At 68.5% G+C, this 23,186-nt stretch carries 21 protein-coding genes; 5 read left to right on the forward strand and 16 right to left on the reverse strand.

The annotated features are described in order from the left end of the window. Positions 1-37: 37 nt before the first annotated feature. The 7 genes from ftsX to TR33_RS11250 form a co-directional block, all read right to left on the reverse strand. Positions 38-949 (reverse strand): permease-like cell division protein FtsX, encoded by a 912-nt coding sequence (gene ftsX / locus TR33_RS11220; protein WP_014912537.1) that lies wholly within the window; start codon positions 947-949, stop codon positions 38-40. Between the two features lie 86 nt (positions 950-1,035). Further along, on the reverse strand, positions 1,036-1,725 hold the full coding sequence (gene ftsE / locus TR33_RS11225) for a cell division ATP-binding protein FtsE (protein WP_014911876.1): 690 nt from the start codon (positions 1,723-1,725) through the stop codon (positions 1,036-1,038). A 356-nt stretch (positions 1,726-2,081) separates the two neighbouring features. Continuing rightward, positions 2,082-3,194, reverse strand: a complete 1,113-nt coding sequence (gene prfB / locus TR33_RS11230; protein ID WP_014911712.1) for a peptide chain release factor 2 — start codon at positions 3,192-3,194, stop codon at positions 2,082-2,084. A gap of 114 nt (positions 3,195-3,308) precedes the next feature. Next, positions 3,309-8,189 carry an NAD-glutamate dehydrogenase gene (locus TR33_RS11235; protein ID WP_042283042.1) on the reverse strand — a complete coding sequence of 1,627 codons (4,881 nt, stop codon included), beginning with the start codon at positions 8,187-8,189 and terminating at the stop codon, positions 3,309-3,311. A gap of 483 nt (positions 8,190-8,672) precedes the next feature. Further along, positions 8,673-9,419, reverse strand: a complete 747-nt coding sequence (locus TR33_RS11240) for an HAD family hydrolase (protein WP_014909538.1) — start codon at positions 9,417-9,419, stop codon at positions 8,673-8,675. A 121-nt stretch (positions 9,420-9,540) separates the two neighbouring features. Further along, on the reverse strand, positions 9,541-9,792 hold the full coding sequence (locus TR33_RS11245) for a DUF397 domain-containing protein (RefSeq protein ID WP_014912782.1): 252 nt from the start codon (positions 9,790-9,792) through the stop codon (positions 9,541-9,543). A gap of 2 nt (positions 9,793-9,794) precedes the next feature. Beyond that, the gene (locus tag TR33_RS11250) at positions 9,795-10,649 is read right to left on the reverse strand and encodes a helix-turn-helix domain-containing protein (RefSeq protein ID WP_042283044.1); all 855 of its coding nucleotides are present in this window, start codon (positions 10,647-10,649) and stop codon (positions 9,795-9,797) included. A 173-nt stretch (positions 10,650-10,822) separates the two neighbouring features. Between TR33_RS11250 and TR33_RS11255 the strand changes: the two genes are divergently transcribed. The 3 genes from TR33_RS11255 (at position 10,823) to TR33_RS11265 (ending at position 13,120) form a co-directional block, all read left to right on the forward strand. After that, positions 10,823-11,140, forward strand: a complete 318-nt coding sequence (locus TR33_RS11255; protein WP_014908268.1) for a hypothetical protein — start codon at positions 10,823-10,825, stop codon at positions 11,138-11,140. Between the two features lie 265 nt (positions 11,141-11,405). After that, positions 11,406-12,491: a methyltransferase domain-containing protein gene (locus tag TR33_RS11260; protein ID WP_017533530.1), complete on the forward strand. Its 1,086-nt coding sequence runs from the start codon at positions 11,406-11,408 to the stop codon at positions 12,489-12,491. Between the two features lie 107 nt (positions 12,492-12,598). After that, positions 12,599-13,120 carry a GNAT family N-acetyltransferase gene (locus TR33_RS11265; RefSeq protein WP_014910653.1) on the forward strand — a complete coding sequence of 174 codons (522 nt, stop codon included), beginning with the start codon at positions 12,599-12,601 and terminating at the stop codon, positions 13,118-13,120. A gap of 119 nt (positions 13,121-13,239) precedes the next feature. Here the strand turns inward: TR33_RS11265 and TR33_RS11270 are convergent, their stop codons facing one another. The 8 genes from TR33_RS11270 to TR33_RS11305 all read right to left on the reverse strand — a co-directional run bounded on the left by TR33_RS11270 (position 13,240) and on the right by TR33_RS11305 (position 20,523). Further along, positions 13,240-13,962 carry a cytochrome P450 family protein gene (locus tag TR33_RS11270; RefSeq protein ID WP_042283046.1) on the reverse strand — a complete coding sequence of 241 codons (723 nt, stop codon included), beginning with the start codon at positions 13,960-13,962 and terminating at the stop codon, positions 13,240-13,242. 247 nt (positions 13,963-14,209) lie between these two features. After that, on the reverse strand, positions 14,210-14,668 hold the full coding sequence (locus TR33_RS11275) for a DUF6912 family protein (protein ID WP_014909603.1): 459 nt from the start codon (positions 14,666-14,668) through the stop codon (positions 14,210-14,212). Between the two features lie 81 nt (positions 14,669-14,749). Next, on the reverse strand, positions 14,750-15,406 hold the full coding sequence (locus TR33_RS11280) for an HAD family hydrolase (RefSeq protein WP_017533525.1): 657 nt from the start codon (positions 15,404-15,406) through the stop codon (positions 14,750-14,752). 121 nt (positions 15,407-15,527) lie between these two features. Then, entirely contained in the window at positions 15,528-17,201 is a 1,674-nt protein-coding gene (locus TR33_RS11285; RefSeq protein WP_042283048.1) for a glycoside hydrolase family 3 protein, read from the reverse strand. A gap of 97 nt (positions 17,202-17,298) precedes the next feature. Beyond that, entirely contained in the window at positions 17,299-17,787 is a 489-nt protein-coding gene (locus TR33_RS11290; RefSeq protein WP_014912279.1) for a PTS sugar transporter subunit IIA, read from the reverse strand. Positions 17,788-17,883: 96 nt separating this feature from the next. Next, entirely contained in the window at positions 17,884-18,120 is a 237-nt protein-coding gene (locus TR33_RS11295; RefSeq protein WP_014911802.1) for a PTS sugar transporter subunit IIB, read from the reverse strand. A 142-nt stretch (positions 18,121-18,262) separates the two neighbouring features. Then, positions 18,263-19,738, reverse strand: a complete 1,476-nt coding sequence (locus TR33_RS11300; RefSeq protein ID WP_017533523.1) for a PTS transporter subunit EIIC — start codon at positions 19,736-19,738, stop codon at positions 18,263-18,265. Between the two features lie 47 nt (positions 19,739-19,785). Further along, the gene (locus TR33_RS11305; RefSeq protein ID WP_014912080.1) at positions 19,786-20,523 is read right to left on the reverse strand and encodes a GntR family transcriptional regulator; all 738 of its coding nucleotides are present in this window, start codon (positions 20,521-20,523) and stop codon (positions 19,786-19,788) included. A gap of 331 nt (positions 20,524-20,854) precedes the next feature. Here TR33_RS11305 and TR33_RS11310 point away from each other — a divergent pair, with 331 nt between their 5' ends. Next, complete coding sequence (locus TR33_RS11310; RefSeq protein WP_014912977.1) at positions 20,855-21,898, forward strand: SIS domain-containing protein; 1,044 nt, start codon at positions 20,855-20,857, stop codon at positions 21,896-21,898. 55 nt (positions 21,899-21,953) lie between these two features. Here TR33_RS11310 and TR33_RS11315 read toward each other — a convergent pair whose 3' ends face one another. Continuing rightward, positions 21,954-22,571, reverse strand: a complete 618-nt coding sequence (locus tag TR33_RS11315) for a LysE family translocator (protein ID WP_017533522.1) — start codon at positions 22,569-22,571, stop codon at positions 21,954-21,956. A 117-nt stretch (positions 22,572-22,688) separates the two neighbouring features. Here TR33_RS11315 and TR33_RS11320 point away from each other — a divergent pair, with 117 nt between their 5' ends. Next, entirely contained in the window at positions 22,689-23,141 is a 453-nt protein-coding gene (locus tag TR33_RS11320) for an Lrp/AsnC family transcriptional regulator (RefSeq protein WP_014910230.1), read from the forward strand. Positions 23,142-23,186 lie beyond the last annotated feature (45 nt).

Below are 23,186 nucleotides of genomic sequence, written 5' to 3' on the forward strand. Positions count from 1 at the left end.
AGTGGCCCCCCGGTACCCGGCGCCCACCCGAGGGCCGTCAGACCTTCAGGTAGCGACGCAGGGTGAGGAACGAGGTCACGGTGCACAGGAGCACACCGAGGATGACCGAGACGCCGATGACGTAGAGCAGGGCGCCCGTGCCCAGGGCGACGTCGAACTGGAACCAGTCCTCGATCCGGGTGAGCAGCGTGAACCTGGTGGCCACGATGAACCCGGACGCGATCACACCACCGATGAAACCGGCGATGGCGCCTTCGAGAAGGAAGGGGAGCTGGATGTAGAAGTTCGAGGCGCCGACCAGGCGCATGATGCCCGTCTCGCGGCGCCGGCTGTAGGCCGACAGCCGGATGGTGTTGCCGATGAGCAGCGCGGCCGCGGCCAGCTGCACGCCGGCGACGACCAGGGCCGCCCACTTGAGGCCGTCGAGCAACCCGAAGAACTGTTCGAGGACGCGTTGGTCGTTGGACACGGAGTCGACGCCGTCGGCCCCGTCCACGGCGTCGCGCACGGCGTCGTAGTTGTCCGGATCGGTGAGCTGCACCCGGTAGTTGTCCGGGATGTCACCCTCCTGGGCCGCCTCGGCCAGGGCCTCGTTCGAGGAGCCGATGCGGTCCTGGAAGTCCTGCCAGGCCTCGGCCGCGGTCAGGTAGCGGTAGCTATCGACCTCGGAGAGGGAGTCCAGCTGCTGCTCCAGGGCGGCGCGGTCCTCGTCGGTCGCGGCACCGTTCTCCTGGCAGGCCGCGGTCGGCGAGATCTCGTTGCACATGTAGATGGTCAACGTGATCCGCTGGTCCCAGTAGTTGCGCATCTCGGAGACCTGCTGGTTGACCAGCAGACCGGCACCGAACAAGGCGAGGGAGATGGCCACCGTGGTGATGACGGCGATGGTCATCGTCAGGTTGCGACGCAGGCCGATCCACGTCTCGGAGAGAACGAATTGTGCTCGCATGATCTGTTAAAGGTCCATCCTTCGGGGCTTCGCCGTGCCGGTGGTCTCGCGGTCGCCGACCGACGCCCGGCGACGAGTGCCAGGGGTCAGTACGCCTGGCCGTAGACGCCGCGCGTCTGGTCGCGCACTACCAAGCCCTCTTCAAGCTCGATCACGCGCTTGCGCATCGAGTCGACGATGGCGGCATCGTGGGTCGCCATGACGACGGTCGTTCCCGTGCGGTTGATTCGGTCCAGCACCTTCATGATGCCGATGGAGGTCGCCGGGTCGATGTTTCCGGTGGGCTCGTCGGCCAGCAGGATCTGCGGGCGGTTGACGAAGGCGCGGGCGATGGCCACACGCTGCTGCTCACCACCGGAGAGTTCACCGGGCATTCGTCCGGCCTTGCCTTCGAGGCCGACGAGTTCCACGACCTCGGGCACGACCTTCTTGATGAACCGCCTGGGCTTACCGATGACCTCCAGAGCGAAGGCGACGTTCTCGAAGACGTTCTTGTTCGGCAGCAGGCGGAAGTCCTGGAAGACGCAGCCGATGCGGCGACGCAGGTGCGGAACCTTCCAGTTGGACAGGCGCGCGAGGTCCTTGCCCGCGACGTGCACGCGCCCCTTGTCGGGCTTCTCCTCCTTCAGCACCAAGCGAAGGAAGGTCGACTTACCCGAGCCGGACGGGCCGACCAGGAAGACGAACTCGCCCTTGTCCACGTCGATGGAAACACCGTCGAGCGCGGGGCGCTTCTGGGTCAGGTACTGCTTGGTGACGTTATCGAAGTGGATCACAGGCGCATCACAAGGCTCTCGAAGGTAAGGGCACCCGGCGGAGGAGCTCCGCACGGGATCGTACCGGCCGCATGGCCAACCGACAGTTTAGAGGGGACGGTGGCCCGGATTGTCCAGGTCCCGTCACGCCCAAGAGATCTGTGGAGATCAGTGCACTATCGGACAACAGCCACGAGCATATCGGAGGTGTCAACCGATGATAACGTTCACATATAGCAGTTTCGGTAAAACCGCGGAGACGTGGGCGCCACCTCCGGACCACGATCCATCGTGGTCGCCGGGACTGTACACCGGCCACGTCCGAAGCGCGACCGGGCGTGTCCCCGCCCCGGGGGCGGGGACGTACCGGTGCGTTCCTACTCGTTGTTCTCGCGGCTGCGCATCCACCGGATCTCGGCGTCGATGAAGCCGTCGATGTCCCCGTCCAGCACGCCCGAGGTGTTCCCGGTCTCCATGCCGGTGCGCACGTCCTTGACGCTCTGGTACGGGTGCAGGACGTAGTTGCGCATCTGGGTGCCCCAGCTGCTCACCGAGTCCCCGCGCAGCTCGTCCAGGGCCGCCTGCTCCTCCTGGCGCTTGCGGGCCAACAGCTTGGCCTGGAGCATCGACATCGCGGTCGCCTTGTTCTGCAACTGCGAACGCTCGTTCTGGCAGGAGACCACGATGCCGGTCGGCATGTGGGTGATCCGCACCGCCGAGTCGGTGGTGTTGACGCCCTGACCGCCGGGCCCGCTGGAACGGTAGACGTCCACGCGCAGCTCGGTCTCGTCGATCTCGATGTGGTCGCTCTGCTCCACCATCGGCACGACGTCCACGCCCGCGAACGAGGTCTGACGACGGTTCTGGTTGTCGAAGGGCGAGATGCGCACCAGACGGTGGGTGCCGTGCTCGCCCCGCAGGGTCCCGTAGGCGAAGGCCGACTTCACCGCGAACGAGGTGGACTTGATGCCCGCCTCCTCCGCGTAGGAGGTCTCGTAGATCTCCGTGGGGTGGCCGTGCCGCTCCGCCCAGCGCAGGTACATGCGCTGCAACATCTGCGCCCAGTCGGCGGCGTCGACGCCACCGGCCTGGGAGTTGATGGTGACGATGGCCTCGCGCTCGTCGTGCGGGCCGTTGAGGAGGGTGCGCACCTCCAGCTCGCCGATCTCCTTACGGAGCTGTTCGAGCTCGCGGTCCGCCTCGGCCCTGGTGTCGGGGTCGTCCTCGGCCTCGGCGAGCTCGTAGAGCACACCGAGATCGTCGAGACGCCGCCCGATACCGCCGACCTTGTTGACCATGGACTCCAGGGTGGAGAGGCGACGCGTCACCTTCTGCGCGTTGTCCTGGTCTGCCCACAGTTCGGGGTCGGCGGACTGCTCACGCAGCTCGGCGATCTGGGTCTGCATCGCCTCCAGGTCCAACACGGCGGTCACACTCGCCAGGGTCGCCGCGAGTTCCTTGATCTTCTCTGCTGGGTCCAGTTCTGCCACGGACCCAGTGTAGGACCCCGGACGGGGCCCGGGCCCCGTCCAGAGGCCGAAGGGGCGCACGGATCACTCCGTACGCCCCTCACGTGAGGCCCCGGTTCCACCGGGGCGCGCGCCCTATCCCACCAGGGAGCGGATCGACCGCAGGGCCACCGAGAGGGTGGCCAGGTCGAAGCGCTCGTTCTCCTGGATCTCGGAGAGGGTGATGCCCGCCCTCTGGACGGCCGTCTCGTTCTGCTCGCTCCAGCCGGCGATCAGCTCGTCGTCGGAGACGTCCGTGCCCGACTCCAGGACCCGACCGGTCAGGTCCGCGTGCGCGGCGTACAGGTCGTCGCGCAGGGCCGAACGGGCCGTGGTGACCCAACGGTCGTCACGGGGCAGATCGATGATCCGCTCACGCCACCAGCTGATGTTGAAGCGGTCCGCCAGCTCGAAGTAGAGCGCGGCGACCCGACCGACCGGGCTGCCGGTACGGTGCGCGATCTCCACCAGGTCCAGGGTGGAGTAGGCGGGCACCATGACCGCGACCCGCTCGGCGAGCGCGGCCGGCACGCCCATCTCGGTGTAGCGGTCACGGCGCTCCTCGAACGCCTCCCGGTCACGTCCGCGCAGCAGGTCCACCAGCTGCGGGAGCACCTCGCCCACGCCCTGGGCGAAGAACCCGATCTCGGTGCCCAGGTCCAGCGGGAAGGTGCGGTTGCGCAGCAGCCAGCGGGCCGAGCGCTCGGCGAGCTTGCGGATCTCCAGCAGCAGGACGAGCTGGCTGTCGACGGAGATCCGGTGGTCCAGCGCCTCGATCTCGCCCCACAGGTCGCGCAGGCCCAGGACCTCCTGGACCACCAGGTAGGCGCGGGCGATGTCCGCGGCGCTGGAGCCCAGCTCCTCGTTGAGACGGAACGCGTAGGTGATCCCGGACCGGTTGACCAACTGGTTGGTCACCTGGTTGACGATGATCTCCTTGCGCAGCGGGTGCGAGGCCACCTCGGCCGCGAACTCCTCCGAACGCAGCGGCGTCGGGAAGTAGTCGGTCAGGGTCGACGCCAGGTAGGGGTCGTCGGCCAGGTCCGACAGGGCGATCTGCTCCTTGAGACTGATCTTGGTGTAGGAGAGCAGGGTCGCGAACTCGGGACCGGTCAGCCCCTTGCCCGCGGCGCGGCGCTCGGCGATCGTCTTGTCGGAGGGCAGGTCCTCCTGCTTGCGCTTGAGGACCTTGGTGCGCTCCAGGTGACGCATGTAGCGGCCGTGGACGTGCAGCATCTCCCGGGCCTGCTTGCGCGCGGCGGCCAGGACCGTGTTCTGCGCGTAGTTGTCCTCCAGGACCAGCGACGCGACCTCGTCGGTCATGTCGATGAACAGGCGGTCCCGGTCGGCCTTGTCGAGCTTGCCGGCGCGCACCTCGCGGTCCAGCATGATCTTGATGTTGACCTCGTGGTCCGAGGTGTCCACACCGGCCGAGTTGTCGATGAAGTCGCTGTTGACGCGGCCGCCCTCACGGGCGAACTCGATCCGGGCCGGCTGGGTCAGACCCAGGTTGCCGCCCTCGCCGACCACCTTGACGCGCAGCTCGGAGGCGTCCACCCGGACCTGGTCGTTGGCCTTGTCGCCCACCTCGGCGTGGCTCTGGGTGGAGGCCTTGACGTAGGTGCCGATGCCGCCGTTCCAGAGCAGGTCGACCGGTGAGGTCAGGACCCGACGGATGAGCTCGTCCGGGGTGAGCGCGGTGACGTCGGCCTCGATACCCAGGGCCTCGCGCATCTGCGGGCTGACCGGGATCGACTTGGCCGTCCTCGGGAACACGCCGCCGCCCTCGGAGATGAGGTCGGCGGAGTAGTCCTCCCAGGTGCTGCGCGGCAGACGGAACATCCGCTCACGCTCGACCCAGGAGGTGTGCGGGTCGGGGTCGGGGTCGACGAAGACGTGCCGGTGGTCGAAGGCGGCGATCAGCTTGATCTGCTTCGACAGCAGCATGCCGTTACCGAACACGTCACCGGACATGTCGCCGATGCCGACGGTGGTGAAGGGCTGCTCCTGGACGTTCACGCCCATCTCGCGGAAGTGGTACGTGACCGATTCCCAGGCGCCCCGGGCGGTGATGCCCATGCCCTTGTGGTCGTAGCCGACCGAGCCGCCGCTGGCGAAGGCGTCGCCCAGCCAGAAGCCGCGCTCGTTGGAGATGCCGTTGGCGATGTCGGAGAAGGTCGCGGTGCCCTTGTCGGCCGCCACCACCAGGTAGGAGTCGTCGGCGTCGTGGCGGACGGTGCGCTCGGGGTGCACGATCCGGCCGTCGACCAGGTTGTCGGTGACGTCCAGCAGGCCGCTGATGAACTGCTTGTAGCAGGAGACGACCTCGGCCATCACCTCTTCGCGACCGCCGTCGGGCAGACGCTTGCAGACGAAACCGCCCTTCGCGCCGCTGGGCACGATGACGGAGTTCTTCACCATCTGCGCCTTGACCAGGCCCAGGACCTCGGTGCGGAAGTCCTCGAACCGGTCGGACCAGCGCAGACCACCGCGGGCCACCGAACCGAAGCGCAGGTGGACGCCCTCGACGCGCGGCGAGTAGACGTACATCTCGTATCGGGGCCGCGGGTTGGGCAGGTCCGGGATCTCCTGCGGGTTGAGCTTGAGCACCAGGTACGGGCGCGCCTCGTCGCCGCCCTGGTAGTGGTTGGTGCGCAGGGTGGCGTTGATGACCGCCAGGAACGAACGCAGGATGCGGTCGTGGTCCAGGCTGGCCACGCCCTCCAGCTCGCCCTTGATCTTGCCGATGACGGCCTCGACCCGTTCGGTCCGCCCCTCGTCGGCGCGATCCGGGTCGAAGCGCTCCTCGAAGAGCTCCACCAGGAGGTTGGCGATCCCGACGTTGGCGACGAGCACGTCGGCCAGGTAGTCGGGGGTGAAGGTGGAGCCGGCCTGACGCAGGTACTTGGCGTAGGCGCGCAGCACGGTGAGCTGACGCCAGTCCAGCCCGGCGCGGACCACGAGGGCGTTGAAGCGGTCGGACTCGCCCAGGTCACGCCAGGAGGCGTCGAAGGCGTCCTCGAAGAGCGTGCGCAGGCGGCTCGGCGACAGGTCGGAGGAGGGGATCGGGCCCAGACCGAAGTCGTAGATCCAGATCCTGCCCACGCCCTCGGCGTCCAGGGAGTAGGGGCGCTCGTCGACCACCTCGACGCCGAGGTGCTCCAGGACCGGCAGGACCCGGGAGAGCGAGATGGGCTCGCCGATACGGGCCAGACGGAAACGCCAGGAGAAGTCGTCGCCCTCTTCCTCGGGAAGGTAGAGCGAGGCGGTGAACTCGCCCGCCCGCTCGTCCGGGGAGGTGCGCTGGATCAGGGCCTCGATCCCGGCGATGTCCCGGGCGGCGGTGGTGGGGCTGTTGTCGACCTTGTAGGCCTCGGTCAGCCCGGCGCCGTAACGCTCCTTTAGGGTGGTGGCCCGGGTGGGGCCGAACTCCTCGACGAGCGCGTCGTCGAAGTCGACGTCCCAGGAGCGGGCGGCCTGGCGGACCTTCTCCTCCAGGGCGACCTGGTCGATGTCGGCCAGGGTGTGCCCGTGCTGAGCGCGGGCCACCAGGTACAGGCGGGCCAGCGGGGCGGCGCCGATCATCACGTTGTGGTCCATCGTCGCGCCGCGGAAGGCGTCGGCGAGGACGTTCTGGATGTCGAGGCGGACCCGGGTGCTGTACTGGTCGCGCGGCATGTACACGAAGCAGGACATGTACCGGCCGCCGTACGGGTCGCGGCGCATGAACAGCTTGGTGCCGCGACGCTCGCGCAGACGCAGGACGCCGCGGACGATGTTGTACAGCTCGCCCACCGGGATCTGGAGGAGTTCCTCGCGCGGGAAGGTCTCCAGGAGCTCGATGAGGTCCTTGCCGTCGTAGCTGTCGGCCTCGAAGCCGGCCTGGGCCAGCACCTCGGCCTGCTTACGGCGCAGGATCGGGATGTGACCGATGCTGGTGGTGGCGGCCTGCGAGGTGAACAGGCCGAGGAAACGGCGCTCACCGACGATGTTGCCCTGCTCGTCGAACTTCTTGACGCCGACGTAGTCGAGGTACTTGGGGCGGTGGACGGTGGCGCGGGAGTTGGCCTTGGTGAGCACCAGCACGTAGGGCTCGCGGGCCTTGGCCCGGATCTCCGGGGGCAGGGCCGCGAAACCGCTGGAGGCGGGCGAGTCCATGCGCAGAATGCCCAGGCCGGTGCCGGGCTCGGGGCGCAGCGACTCGTCGCCGTTCTCGTCGGTGACCAGGGCGTACTCGCGGTACCCCATGAAGGTGAAGTTGCGGTCGGAGAGCCAGCGCAGGAACTCGACGCTCTCGCCGATCTCGCGGGGGTCGACCCCGCCGGAGACCAGACGGTCGGAGTAGGCGGAGACCTCGTCGGCGATCCGGATGATCCGGTCGCTCATCTTGGCGGCGTCCTCGTCCACCTGGCGGACGTCGCCGAGGACGGACTCCAGCCTCTCGGTGATCTCCTTGACGCGCTCGGGATCGCTCTGCCGGTCGATCTCGATGTGCATCCAGGACTCGTCGAGGGGCAGCAGGTCGTCGCCGCCGATCTCGGGGTCGACCTCGCGCAGTCGGCCGGTCACGTCACGGCCGACGGTCATCTGGGGGTGGATGACGACCCGAACGCCCGTGGCCATCTCGGCCAGGGTCATGGTCACGGAGGAGACCAGGAAGGGAGCGTTGTCGGTGACGATCTCGACGATGCTGGTCTGCTGCTCCCAACCGTCCCGTTCGAGGTCGGGGGTGTAGACCCGGACCTTGGCGCGCCCCTGGGCACGTTCGGTGCCGAAGGACAGGTGGGCGGCGGCGGTCCCGCAGATCTGCTCGGGGCCGCGACCGCTGATCTCCTCCGGGTCCGTGTGCCGGTAGTAGAGGGGGAGCAGGCGGCGGACCTCGTCGGCGGCCTCGGGACTCAACCGTGTCCCGGGGTTCCATCGAGAGGCCGCGTCACTGAGCAGCTTCTGGAGGATGACGTCGGATTGCCCGGACATAGGGATCTCTCACTCCTTTGTGAGCAACGTCGCACGAGCGCTGTGAAGAACACTCGAAGGGTGTGACGGGCCGGCCGATCCTCCGGTCGCCCCGCCGGGAGAGTGAACTTCTGTGCTGGGTTGTGACTTCTCGTGAACCCCTTGAGGCGCAAGGGATCCACGAACATGGTGGTCGGGTCGGTACCTGTGCGCACAGGCGATATGGAACGAGGCGACGGGACACCGTTGTCCCACCTCGGAGGCGCTTCCGCGAGCGGAAACGCCCGCCCCCACCGTAGCGGGGACCGCGACCAGGCTACTGCTTTTCGCGTCGGAGAACAGGATCGACACCGTTACATGGCGGTTACGTATGGTCTCCACCGGAAGGTGAAGCTCGGTGGCGACGCACACAGAAGCACACGCCCTCCATTGACGACACCTTCCGTCGTTATCGACACGTTACCCCACGATGGTTTAGAGATCACCTTCGGGCGTACCCGCAGGCTACTTGGGGGTCGCCTGGTGCACGGCGGTCATCACCGCTCGGGGGTCGCCCAACTCGGGCAGGACGATCTTGGCGCCCGCCTCACGCAACTGCCCCTCGGTCGCGGAGTCGTTGAGCACCGCGATGGGGGTGGCGCCTCCGAGCAGGGCCGCGCGCACGTCCGGAACGGAGCCGGTGATGAACACCGTCTCCTCCTCCCCGTAGACCCGTCCCCCCTCGCCCGCCGCGTGCAGGCGGATGGACTGGATCAGGCTGGACTTGGGGTAGTTCACCGAACCGAACCCGCCCATGGACAGGTCCAGGTAGCGGTCCAGGTCGAAGGCGACCAGCTTGGCGGTGGTGTTGGCGCGCGTACCGCCACTGACCACGGTCTGGACCGTGTCCGGCATGGAGGCCACCGCGGCCAGCGAGGCCGCCGCCCCGGGCATGACCCGCCCCTTGGCCGGGATCTGGTCGGCCCGCCTGCCGAAGGTCTCCTCCAGGGTCGCCAGGAAGTCGGACAGGATCTCCCCGTCCGGCTCGATGTCGACGTAGTTGCGGGCGCAGAACTCGAAGAACATCTCGGAATCGGTTCGACCGGCCGACGACGTCAGGTAGACCAGCGGCTCGCCGGTGACCTTCTCGAAGGCCTCGGCGTAGGCGGCCCGCATGACCTGCCCGACGTCGAGGAGGGTGAGGTCGACGTTCCATAGCACCAGGCGGCTGATGGCTGCTCCTCGGCGTTCGGGGATCGGGGACGACCCCATTTTGCCGTATGGGCGATTCAGGGAGGAAACGGTGTCCCGACCCGGCCGGCCGGCGACGCTTCGAGCATGCGTCCACCCCCGGCCGGCACGGACGCCGGTCGGGGGTGGAACGGAGCTCGGCTCAGACCTGGGAGGGGAGGGTGGAGACCAGACGGGCGAAGGCGGACCACTCCGAGGCACCTACCGCGAGGAAACCGTCCCCCGGGTTCTTGGAATCACGGATGGCGGCACCCGCCGGCAGATCCGCCACCTCGACACAGTTGTCTCCGCCGGACGAGTAGGAGGACTTACGGAAGGCGGGCGCCACCTGCGCGACCTCGACGCAGTTCTCCTGGGCAGACGAGTAGGAGGACTTACGGAACTCCAGCAGCATGATCAGGCTCGCTTGTCGTAATCGGCGGCGATGGACTCGATGAGGTCGAGGGACTTCTTCGGGTCCAGGGCCAGATTGTGAACGGCGTCGAAGATCAGCCTATGTCGATCGACGTAGGCCTCATCCTCCACGTACAGGGATTCCACCCCGGTGGAGATACTGACGATCCCTGGCTCCGGGCTGGGGAACTCCAACAGGGCGAAGGCACCGTCCATCGCCGTGTGCGCTCCGGCTTCAAAGGGCAGCACCAGGATGGTGACCTTGTAGTGGGCGGCCATACCGATGAGAAAGCGGAGCTGTTCGGTCATCACCTTTCGTGATCCCACCACTCGGCGGAGGGCCGCCTCATCGATCACACAGATGAACTGTGGACCACCAGGGGCGTCGAGCACGCCTCGACGCGCCATACGGGAGTCCACCTTGCGCTGGGTGTCCTCCGGCGGAACGACCTGACTGGATTCGAAGATCGCCGTGGCGTAGGCCGGGGTCTGCAACAGGCCGGGGATCAGCAATGACTCACATGAGCGGATACGGACCGCCTCGGCCTCCAGGTCGGGCAGGGCCCCTGGGAAAAGGTCGGCATATTGATGCCAATCGCTGCGCCCGCGAGACTCCTCGGTCAGACTGAGCAGATGCGCCCGGTCCTCCCCCTCCACTTCATAGAGGTCGAGCAGAGCCTCTACATCCGTGCGCTTCGGAAATTTCCACTCGTTGCGTTCCGATCGCGTCAGCTTGCCCGTGGACCACTCGAGCCTTTCGGCCACCGCAGCGGCGGACATGCCCTTCTCCTCACGGAGCTTCCTGAGAGCAGCGGACAACCTGCGCCGCCGCACACCGGGCGAATGCCCACCAGCCACGAAAACCCCTCCAGACAGCGCCTTGGTACCTCGATCGTAGTAGCCGACACCCCCAAGGCAATTTTTTAAGCCGACTACAAAAATTCATTGAAATACTGACTGACTAGGAACATACTGGAGTCAGTGGCACACCCATACCGGGTGTCGCCTCCTCTACGTAGGGAGTTGACTCCATGGCGTCGACGATCACGTCCGAATCCGATCTGTACACCGAGGTCATCCAGATCATCCGGGGCGGTGAGCCCGACGACGAGGGGATCCCGCTGGCCGGACGGATCTCCCCCTTGGCCCCGAGCCTCAACACGCGCACCTGCGCCTGTTCCTCCGTCCTCTTCGGTTTCGGCTTCTGGGAAGCGCTCGAACGCCTGAACCCCTACCGCAAGGACAGCGACATCTGGATGCGCGTCTTCGCCGAGGGCGATGACGAGGGCGACCTTCCCGAAGGCGCACAGCTCATCGAGACGAGGCGGGTGAGCTACCGCGTCCGATAGACACCCGTTCCGTGCCGTTGGGCGGTGCCACCCTCGTACCGTGGCGCCGCCCATCCGCACGGATGACCGCCCCCTCGATTGGAGTCTCCATGACGACGCTGTGCCCCACCCATGGCCCAGAGCAGGCCCCGCTGAGTGTTCCTAGCGCCGCCGACTGCGGAAACTGCGGCGGTTCCGGAAAGGTCTGGCTCGAAAGCGACGGTGGTGGCCCCTGGAAGGGTAAGCAGTTGGTCGACTGCCCGATCTGCAACGGAAGTGGTAAGGCGTGAACATGGACGACCTGCACGCCAGGCTCGTGGAGAGGCTGGACACCTCCGAGACGCTGCGTGCGGCCTTCGCCGACCATCCCCGGCACCGGTTCATCCCCGACCTGGTCTGGCCCGACATCCAGGGATTGCCGCTCATCCGCTCGGCCGACCCCGAACGGTGGGCCGCCTACGTCTACGACGACGACGCGGTGGTCACCCAGGCCAACGACGGGGGCAGTGGGGCCATCAATCACCCCTCCTCATCCTCGTCAGCTCCCCAAGTGATGGCCGACATGATCGCCGCCGCCAGGATCGAGCCCGGTATGCGGGTTCTGGAGATCGGCACCGGCACCGGCTGGAACGCGGCGATCCTCACCTCTCTCGTCGGACCCACCGGATCGGTGACCTCCCTCGAAATCGACCCCAAGGTGGCCCGGCACGCACGCGATCGACTGTCGGGGGCTGCGGTCCGGGTCGTCGAGGGGGCCACGCCTCCAGAGGGTGTCTACGACGCGGTCATCGCCACGTGCTCCGCACATCGGGTCCCCGACGATTGGACACGTCATCTGGATGAGGAGGGGCTACTCGTCCTCCCCTGGGCGCCCTACGAGGCGGGCGGTCCAACTCCCGTCGCAGCCCTGGCCGGTGGGCGGAGCGGGAGCTTCGTCCGGGACGGCTCGTTCATGCGCGACCGGGGCCAACGCGTACCGCGACAGAGATTCCCCGGCATGGACAGGGAGGTCGAACGGAAGGGCACGCTCCCCTATGGTTCCCAGGACCTACTCGACCAAGACCTGCTCACGCGTCTGGTACTGGCAGCACCCGAACTCATGGTCAGCGTGGGCGTGCGCCCTTGGACGGAGGGGACCGCTCCTATCGTCGCCCTGAGTGCCGAGGACTCCTGGGCCTACATCTGGCCGGACGGTTCCACCACAGGCGGTGGCCCACGCGACCTGCCTCGGGAGCTCGACCGGGCCTACAGCGAACTGGACGGGGCGGGCCGGCCCGAACTATCGGAGTTCACGCTGGAGGTCTCCCCCGACCACCGCACCCACACGGTTCGCTCCGGGCCCCTCGGCCCCTGGCAGCATCGGCTCCGATGAAGGTTCTCCCCGGGATCGATCAGGAGGGGCGGGCCTTCGAGGTGACCCGCTTCGTCATGAGGGCGGACCTGGGCGCCTTGGACTACGACCTGAGAGTGGAGGACTGAATGGCCGGGCGACCACGCATCCGTGAGCGGACCGACGAGGACCTGGACGAGCTGGGCACCATCTTGACCCGGGTCCACGCCGAGGACGGCTACCCCGTGGAAGGGGTGGCCTCTCCCCGGGCCTGGCTGACCGACCCGGGCTTCCTCCGCTCCTGGGTGGCCGAACGTGACGGGGTCTTGCTGGGACAGGTGAGCCTGGCCGACCCCGAGGGGGCGGAGACGATCGCCCTGTGGAGAGAACGAACCGAGCGCGACATCGACGAGGTGGCGGTCCTGGCCCGACTGTTCGTCTCCCCCGAGGCGCGCGGACTCGGGACGGGAGAGGCGCTGACCCGTGCGGTGATGGAGCACGCTCGTGAGCACGACACCGCGCTGGTGCTGGACGTGATGGCCAAGGACCGGGCCGCGATCCGTCTCTACGAACGGCTGGGCTGGGAGCGTCTGGGCGACATCGTCCACGCCTTCGACGGCTACCCCGGGGCACCCGCGCACTGCTACGCCTGGACCTCCTCGACGACGTGACCACCGTGGGTCGCGAACCCCTGGGGTTCGCGGCCCGCGGTCGCGTCCGGTTCGCCGACCGACTCGGTCTCACCTCCACCGTGTGGATCCTCTACGAGGGGCGATGACCTCGGCCGGGCTCAGGTGGCGGGGTGGGGGATCACCGGCAGTTCGGCGGCGCCGTTGACGATGATCGAGGGGATCCTCGGGGGTTCGGCCCCGGGGGCGGCCGGCTCCAGGTCGGGGAGCGTGGCGAACAGTTCCTCCAGGGCCACCCGTCCTTCCAGGCGGGCCAGGTGGGCTCCCACGCAGAAGTGCGCGCCGAAGCCGACCAGGATCGCCTCTCTGCGTTCGTCGGGGACACCGAGCAGCTCGCAGATCACCCACATGGTCAGTGGCCAGGAGAAGGAGGAGCGCAGGTCCACGACGTCTCCGGGGGCGCTCCGGGCCATCTCCGCGATGAGCACGCGCGCCCGGTCCCGTACGGTCTCCTCCAACGCGCGGACGCGTTTGGGGGTGAACGCCGGGGAGACCATCCTGCGCAGGCGCCGGTGCTCCTCTCCGTAGCGGTTGAGGAAGCCCTCCATGAAGGTGAGCGCGCCCAGGGTCCAGCCGTCGGGCACCCGATCGCGGTCGGGCCAGTGCGCTCGGAAGTCACGGGAGACCCGGGGGTCGGACACCAGTTCCTTGATCGACTCGTAGCGGGTGACGGACCAGGCCACCACCCCTCCGGGGAGCACGGCCCGGACCGCGGGTCCTACCTGTCTGAGTTCCGCGGCCTCCGCTTGGAGGTCGCCTCCCGCCGGGTCCATACGGAAGGGACAGGCGGGTTCGTTCCGGTGTTCGTTTGCGCTGGGGGGCATGGCGGCCTCCGAGGACCGAACGAGAGAGGGCACTGAGCACGGAAGCGGGGTTTCGGCTCCGCGTCGGCGGCTTGGCCCTCTTTCTACGCCCGATACTCCTCTCCGACAACGGTTCCGGAACACGTTCTCCGAAAAAGTTCCGCCCCGGATCCCCCCACGTCACAGGGGTTCTCCCCCGCCACACTCACGCGTGGGCGCGGCCCCCTTCTCCAGAGAGGAGGCCCCTCGCTCCCCGGAGAGGAACGACCTAAGCGGTCGCCTCGTCGACGAGGTGGCGTGCCTCCTGGACGGCGAACCACATGAGCTCGTGGTCCTCGGCGGCGTCGGAATCCGGGTCCGCGGCCGCCTCCGCGATGTCCTCGGCGACGTCCGGGTCGTCCACGTGGACGGACTTGAGCCGCTTGTAGGGGACGGCGCCCTGGAGCAGGACCCGGGCCACATCGGCACCGTGCCGGGCCTCGTGTTCGATCGCGCGGTCGGGCATCTCGGCGGCCAGGACGACCCGACGGCGCGGGGCCGCGGGGTCGGCCGCCAACATCCGCAACGAGGCCTCGGCCGCCGCGTACATGGCGGCGTACTCGGCTTCCTCGGAGTCGCCGTCGGGGCCCGCGTCGGCCGTGAAGGCGGTCAGCGGGGTCCCCTCCAGGCGTCCCTCGTCGAGGAGGGTCGCCAGGGCGGGGACGGTACTGGGCAGGAAAACGTACATCGAAGGCTCCAGGGCGCGGTCGGTTTCCTACGAGTTTCCCAAAGAACCGGGACCGACCGTGCGGATGGAGCCCGAAGGCGGTCAGGCCGGTTGGTGTTCGGTCTCGTCCTCGGAGGCGAGGAAGCGGGCCAGCGCCCGGCGGGTGCTCTCCACGTCGGTGTGCAGGATGCCGGTCATGCCCAGCGCCTCGGCGGTCTCGATGTTGTGTTCGAGGTCGTCGATGAACACGCAGTCCTCGGGCGCCAGTCCCATCCGTTCGCAGGTGTGCAGGTAGATGCGTTCCTCGGGTTTGCGCATGCCCACCTCACCGGAGATGACCACGGTGTCGAACGTGGTGGCGAAGTGTTCGCGCGGGTAGCCGTTGCCCCAGGAGTTGGAGAGGAGCGCCGTGCCGGCCCCGCTCCTGCGCGCGGCGCGCAGGGTCTCGTACATGTCGTGCACCGGTTCGAAGCGCGAGAACATGCGGTGGATGAGGCCCTCCGCCCGTACCGGGCCACCGTGGGTGGAGCGCAGCAGGGCGGCCAGGTCGCGTTCGAACTCGGCCGTGTCGATCTCGCCGCGTTCCAGGGCGTGTACGGGGTTGTCGGGCAGGGTGCCCTCGAAGTAGGGACGCATGACCTCGTAGTAGTGGTCGGCGTCGATCCGGTCGGCGTCGAGCCAGGCCCGGATGCCGTCGAGAAGAGGCGGTGTGAGAACACCGCCCCAGTCGGAGATGACCCCTCGTCGGGTGCCGTTCATCCGATCCCCTCCTTGGTGACCGTGGTCTGAACCACCGCCCGGCCAAGGGGTCGGGCGGGCAACGGTTCTTCCCGTTCCCCGCCCTTTTCAACCTCGTGGGTGTCCCGGCCCCCGACCGGGGTCAGTACCGGAATCCGGTACCGATGCCCATGTCGACCGCGGGGATGTCCACCGGGAGGGTCCCGGTGGGTTCGACCTGCCCGGAGATGACCCTGGCCGCCGCGACCCGTGAGACCTCCACCGCCGAGTAGAGGGCGAGGTAGCCCTCGACGTCGGGGAAGGCCTCCAGGTCGTAGGGGCCGTCCTGGGAGACCACCACGACGGGGGTGCCCTGGGCCTGTCCGGAGGCGACCAGGGAACGCTGCTCCTCGGAGCTCCGGGCGCCGCTGGTGCCCACGACGAGCACGGCCTCTCCGCTCTCCACCACGTTCATGCCGGCGTCGGCGAGAGCGGGGGCGATCCGGTCGGCCCCCGTCCCGGTGACCCTGACGTCGGTGCCCGCGGCGAGCGGCAGGAGGTCGTTCTCGTTGCGCAGGAGGGTGACCGAGGCGTCGGCCACCCGCTGGGCGGCCTCGGCGTGGTCGGGGTCCTCCATGGCGGAGGTGGCGGCGGCCGGGTCGACCGGCTCGGCCTCCAGGATGCCGCGCTTCTCCTTGAGGGTGAGGACGCGCAGGACGGAACGGTCGATGCGTTCCTCGTCGATCCGTCCGCTCTCCACGGCCTCGTGGATGGCGGCGACCGCCTCCTCGGGGTTCGGGGGCATGAGGAGCTGGTCGACACCGGCCTCGATGACCCGGACCGCGACCTCGCCGTCGGAGTGGCGCTGGCGCACGCCGTCCATGTTGAGGGCGTCGGTGGTGACCACGCCGTCATAGCCGAGCTCGTCGCGCAGGATGCCGTCGATGAGCGTCGGGGAGAGGGTGGCCGGGTCGGGGTCCTCGTCGCTCTCCAGCCCCGGCATGAGCACGTGGGCGGTCATGATCGAGTCGATGCCCGCCTCGACCGCCGCGCGGAAGGGCGGCAGGTGCTCGGCCTCCCACCGGTCCCGGGGGAGGTCGATGACGGGGAGGCCGCTGTGGCTGTCGACGTCGGTGTCGCCGTGGCCGGGGAAGTGCTTGGCGACCGGCACCACGCCGTTCTCGGCGTAGGCGTCGGCCTCGGCCAGCACCATCTCCGCCACCGCGTCCGGGTCGGAGCCGAAGGAGCGGATGCCGATCACCGGGTTGTTCGGGTCGGTGTTGACGTCGGCGTCGGGGGCGTAGTTGAGGTTGATCCCCACCGCGGTGAGCTCGTTCGCCGTGGTGGCCGCGCGCAGGGCGGCGAGTTCGGTGTCGCCGGTGGCGCCGACCGCCATCGCGTCGGGGAACAGGGTTCCCACCGGCATGCGCACGACGCGCCCCTGTTCCTGGTCGATGCCGAGGAACAGCGGGACCCCCTGTCCCTGTTCGGTGGCGATCTCCTGGACCCCCGCCGACATCCGGGCGATCTGCTCGGCGTCGTCGAGGTTGGCGTCGAAGTAGATGAGCCCGCCGGGGCGGTGGGTCTCGATCAGCGAGGCGTTCTCCTCGGCCGTGGTGCCCTGCGCGGACAGGACCAGGAGTTGGCCGATCTTGTCGTCCAGGTCCATCTCGGCGAGCAACCGCGGAGCCAGGACCGGCTCGAAGGGCTCGGCCGAGGCGCCCGGGTTCTGTTCGTTGTCCTCAGGCGAGGAACCCACCTCCTCGGGGGTCGTGGTACATGCACTGATCATCAGGGCCAGGCCTGCGCAGACCGGGACCAGGGCGCGCGGTTTCATTGGGGCTTCATCTCCGATGGAACGCTGGTTGCCGCCGGAGACTATCCGGTCCGCGCGAGTGGCGGGGGCCACCCTCGGGCCGTTCGGGCGCTCCGGCTCAGGTCCAGACGAAGAGGTCCTCCCCACTCGTCACCGCGCCGTCCACGTGTTCGCTCAGGGTGTCGGCGGAGGCGTCCAGGGCCACCACCGGCACCACGGAGGGTTTGCCGAGGGAGGCGACCGACCCCGGCGACCATTCGATCACCGGGGCGCCCGCGACGACCTCGGTGCCCTCCTCGGCCAGGAGCGTGAACCCCTCGCCGGCGAGCTGCACGGTATCGATGCCCAGGTGGACGAGGACACCGCGACGTGCGTCGGGCGCCATCACCACGAAGGCGTGCGGATGGAGTTTGACCAGGGTCCCGGTGATGGGCGCCACCGCCGTCTGACGGGACTCCTGGCCGCCTTCCTGTCCGGGCTCGGGGTGCACGGCGAGGCCGGGGCCGACCATGCTCTGGGAGAAGACCGGATCGGGCACCGTCTCCAGGGACATCGCCGTTCCGGTGACAGGGGAGAGTACGCGCAGCGCACCGTTCACGTCTGACATGGGGAAGGTCTTCCCTGAGGACGGGACTTCATCCGAGAACGTACCGACCAAAAAGGTCCGAGTCCTCTTGACCGCTCCCGTTCCGAGCCCTATGGACTATTCGAGAAGATCCTGGATCTCGTCGGTGAGGCTGTCGGCCTCGGGGCCGACGACGACCTGGACGACGTTCCCGGAGACCAGGACGCCGTGGGCCCCGGCGGCCTTGAGGTCGTTCTCGCGTACCAGCCCCGGGTCGGCGACCTCCGTGCGCAGCCGGGTGATGCAGGCCTCGATGTCCTCGATGTTGGCCGCACCGCCGAGTCCGGCGACGATCGCCTCCGCCTTGTCCGCCATGTGCCCTCCGTGCTTGAGATCGGGTGCCCCGCGGGACACGTCCGTGAGTCTGAGCCGAGCTTAGGGGTGGCGCATGCCACACGCCAGGGTCCTCCGCCGCGAGGTGTCCCGAAAGATCCTCGGGACACCTCGCGGCCACAGATCAGTCGGGGCGATCGGGACCCTGGTCCGACGATCGCCGGGGTGGCGCGTCCCCACCGCTCTCCGACCCGGCGGTCGAGGAGACGGGCGCCGCCGCGTTCTCCTCCGGATCGGCCTCGCGGCCGGGGGTGGGGAGGTTCAGCCTGGTGATGAGCAGGTAGAAGATCCCGAAGTAGACCAGGAAGTAGAGCACCCCGAACAGCAGCAGGATCCCCAACCCCTGGGTGTTGTCCTTCGTGGCGTTGAGCAACAGGTCGATCAGGCCTGCCGAGAAGCCGAAGCCCAGTTGCACGTCGAGCGCGTTCATCACGGCCATCGAGACGCCGGTGAGCACGATGTGCACCCCGTACAGCAGGGGGGCCACGAAGATGAAGGCGAACTCCACCGGCTCGGTGATGCCCGTGACGAACGCGGTCAGCGCGGCCGGGATCATGATCGACCCGATCTGAGCGCGGCGTGCCGGGGCGGCGGCCAGCCACATCGCCAGGGCGGCCCCGGGGACGGCGAACATCAGGACGGGGAAGAAGCCGGACAGCATGCCGCCCGCGTCGGGGTCCCCGGCGAAGTAACGGGTGATCTCCCCGTGCGTGGTGGTGCCGTCATCGGATGTGTAGGAGCCGGAGACGAACCAGATGAACGAGTTGACCACATGGTGCAGGCCCATGGGCAGCAGGATGCGGTTGATGACCCCGTAGATCCCCGCGCCCAGGGCTCCGGCGCCGATGATGCCCTCGCCCAGGTTCTGGATCCACATGCCCACGACGGGCCAGAGCACGCCGAGAGCCACACCCATGAACAGGCCGGCCAGGGCCGTGACGATGGGCACGAAGCGGCGTCCGCCGAAGAAACCCAGCCAGGTGGGCAGCTTGATCCGGTGGTAGCGCTGCCACAGCACCGCGGCGATCAGGCCGATCGCGATGCCGCCGAGCACGTCGGTGGGGTTCTTGACCGCGTGGTCGATGACCGGGGTCAGTTCGTTGAGGGTCTCCGGATCGGTGACGGGTTCACGGGTCACCGGGTCGACCGGGAGCGGATAGGAGGTGACCTGGTAGCCGAGGTCCCCCTGAGGACCGTCGAAGGTGGCCATCGTCCAGGTGGCGACCCGGTCGAAGACCAGGTAGCCGACGACGGCGGCCAGCGCGGTCGAACCATCGGCGCGTTTGGCGAAGCCGATGGCCACACCGATGGCGAAGAGCAGCGGCAGGGCCTGGAAGATCGCGTCGCCCGCCGTGCCCACGGCACCGGAGACGGGGTCCATCCAGCCCATGCCGGGCATACCGGCCAGTCCTTCGGCCCCGAGCAGGTCGGGTTGCCCCAGACGGAGCAGGATCGCGGCGGCGGGCAGGACCGCGATCGGCATCATGAGACTGCGACCGAGCCGTTGCAGCACGGCCAGCGCGGACGACCCGCGCTTTCGTCCCGGAGTGGGTTCCTTCGAGGGTTTCGCCGAACTGTCGGCGGCAGCGGGGTCCGACATGGTGGGGGGTCTTCCTCTCGACCGGGCGCCCCGGGCGGGCGCGGACGTCAGTCGCCGTGCCTGCGCGGGTCCAACCGTGAGTGCAGTTGGTAGCGGTCGGCACGGTAGGTGGACAGCGCCAGTTCCACGCACTGTCCCTTGGCGAAGCTGCGACGCTGCATGATCAGCACCGGGCTTCCCGCGGGCAGACCGAGGAGACGGGAGTCGGCCGAGTCGCAGATCCCGGCCTCGATGGTCTGTTCTCCGGAATCCAACAGGATGTCGAACTCGTTTTCCAGGACCTCATAGAGGGATCTCTCGGCGAGGTCGTAGTCCTCCAGGCCCGGGACCATCGCGGCGGGGATGTTGGAACGCTCCACCGCCATGGGCTCGTCGTCCGCGGTGCGCATGCGTTCGATGTGGTGGACCAGGGTTCCGGGAGCGATGTCCAGCATGCGCGCGGTGTGACCGCTGGCCGGGATGACCTGGCGGATCAGTTCGCGGGCGCCGGGTTCATAGCCCCGCGCGCGCATGTCCTCACTGAAGGAGGCCAGGACCAGGGACATCTCGATTTTGGGACGGGCGATGAAGGTGCCCTTGCCCGGTACCCGATAGAGCCGACCGTCGGCCACCAGCAGGTCGATGGTCTGACGCACGGTCATGCGGGACAGGCCATAGGTGGTGCTGAGTTCTCGCTCCGAGGGGACCATGTCGTCCACGCCCAGTCCGGTCGCGGCGATCCAGTCCAGGAGCAGATCACGGAGTTGGACGTACTTGGGCAGTGGGTTGTCCGGGTCGATCGCCATGGTCGGGAGGCCTTCTGGTTCGGCGGGCGGGGTCGGAGCGGGAAGTGCTCTCCTGATGTTCTCGCAGGCACGTCATGACCCGAAAAAACACGACCTAGACCCTAGCGCGCGACGGGTCCCGGCATCCGGTGTTCACCGGCTCTTCCGGGTTTCGACTGGTATAGTCCGGACTAGACCACAGCTTCGACCTTTGTGTCAATCCACCCGAACGCACCGGATCCGAAGCGATACGACGGCGGCCGGAACACCGGCCCCACGCCGTTCCCGATCCACCGGCGCGGCCCCCGGCGCCCATCCAGGAGCGCCCGTACACCACCTGGGAAGGTTCCCCATGACCACCAAGACGAGCGTGATGCGAGCGGAGATCGCCGAGCAGCCCGAGGCTCTGCGCCGCACCTTCTCCGAACTCCTACCCCTGCGCAAGGAGATCGAGGCCCTGGGACGCGAGACCGAACACGTCCTGTTCATCGCCCGGGGCTCCTCCGACAACGCCGCCGTCTACGGCGGCTACCTGCTTCAAGTGCACACCGGCCGCCTGGCCACCCTGGGCTCCCCCTCCGTCGCGACGGTCTACGGATCCAGACTCGACCTGTCCAAGGTGCTCGCGGTGGCCATCTCCCAGTCCGGGAAGACCGAGGAGATCGTCGACACCATGCGCTGGGCCGCCGACTGCGGCGCCCGAACCGTGGCCGTCACCAACGGCGCCGACTCCACGCTCGCCGAGGAGGCCGACGTCGCCCTGGTCACCCGGGCCGGGAAGGAACTGGCCGTTCCCGCGACCAAGACCTACAACACCCAGCTCGCCGCCTTGGCCGTGTTGGCCCTGGGTCTGGGCGCGAAGCTGGACCCGGGCGAGCTGGAGCTGGTCCCCCAGGGCATCGAGGAGACTCTCGCGGCCCCCACCGACGCTCTGGAGGAGATCGTCGAGCGGATGGTCGCCGTGCAGGGAGCGGTGATCTCCGGGCGCGGGCTGGCCTTCTCCACCGCCCTGGAGGCCGCCCTGAAGCTCAAGGAGGCCTGCTACACCCACGCCATGGGCATGTCCTACGCGGACCTCCTGCACGGCCCCATCGCCGTCGTGGACCCGCGGACGCCCACCCTGCTGATGGCCGCCCCCGACGGGCCGACCCTCCAGGGCACGGTGGCCCTGGCCGAGCGGGCCCGTTCGGCCGGTTCCCCGGTCTTCGGCTTCGGTGGAGGCGAGGCGCTGGCCGCCGCGAGCGACCTCTCGGTGCCCGTCCCCGACGTGCCCGAATGGGTCTCGCCCATGAACCTGATCGTCCCCGCCCAGCTGCTCACCGAGCGTCTGGCCCGCCGTCTGGGCTACGACCCCGACGTGCCCCGGGGCCTCAACAAGGTCACCCAGACCTCCTGAGACGACGTCGAAGGGCCCCGGAACATCGTTCCGGGGCCCTTCGGCATGCCGTGGATCAGAGGAGGCGGCCGATCAACAGGACCGCGCCGATGATCACCATCGCCGCCCCGGAGACACGGGTGACCATGCGGGCCGCCGCCGGGCGGGCGCCCAGGACCCGCCGAGCCAGCACCCCCACCCCCAGGTAGATCACACCGCAGCTGGCGGTGTGCACGAGGCCCAGGGTGCCGATCTGCGCGGCCAGGGGCCATCCCCCGTCGGGGTCGGTGAACTGTGGGAGCAGCGCGACGAACAACAGGAGCGCCTTGGGGTTGAGTCCGCTCACCCCGGTCCCGGTGACCATCCGCGCCACCCATGAGCCCGACGTCTCGTCCCCGGCGCCCACTCCCGGCACCGCGGGCCGGGCCAGGGTGGCCGCTCCCAGCCAGATCAGGTAGACCGACCCCAGGACGGTCAGGCCGGTGAGCAGGCCCGGAGTACCGGTGACGAGGGCGGCGACCCCGCCGGCCACCACCGCGGTGAGCGCCACATAGCCGATCACCAGGCCGCCGACCGCGGGCAGGACCGAGCGGTCCCTCAGCCCCGCCGAGATCGCGTACGCCCAGTCGGCGCCCGGCACCATGACCAACAGGACCGACACCGTCCAGAACGTCGCGACCGCTCCCGCGCCCACAGCAGGACCCCTCTTCCCCCCGAAAGACCAGTTCAGAGGGGAAGAGTAGTCTCAAAACGACCGAATATGGTTCCACTGTTTGCGCGGAACTCCGCCCTGAGTGGAAGAATATTCGCCATGGATATCGTTGACCGGAAGATTCTTGCGGAGCTCCAGGAGGACGGCCGCCTCAGTGTCACCGAACTGGCCCACCGGGTGGGCTTGAGCGTCTCCCCCTGCCACCGTCGCCTGCGCGAACTGGAACGTTCCGGGGTGATCAGCGGCTACCGTGCCCTCGTGGACGCCGAGGCCGTGGGGCTCGGCTTCCAGGCCCTGGTGTTCGTCACCATGCTCCAAGAGGACCGGGACACCGTCATCGCCTTGGAGGAGGCCGTGGCCGCCATACCCCAGGTGGTCCGCGCCGAGCGTCTGTTCGGCGACCCCGACTACCTGCTGCGTGTGGTCAGCGCCGACCTCGCCGCCTTCCGGACCCTCTACGACGAGGCGCTGGCCACCCTGCCCGGGGTCCAACGCCTGAGCTCGACCCTGGTCATGAAACACGTCGTCCAGGACCGCCCCCTACCGTCCTGAACCCCGCGAACGCACACGCGCGCGGGCGCGGTCCCTTCCGGGGCC

This window comes from Nocardiopsis alba, from assembly GCF_000710955.1.
In the GTDB taxonomy this organism is placed as follows: Bacteria; Actinomycetota; Actinomycetes; order Streptosporangiales; family Streptosporangiaceae; genus Nocardiopsis; species Nocardiopsis alba.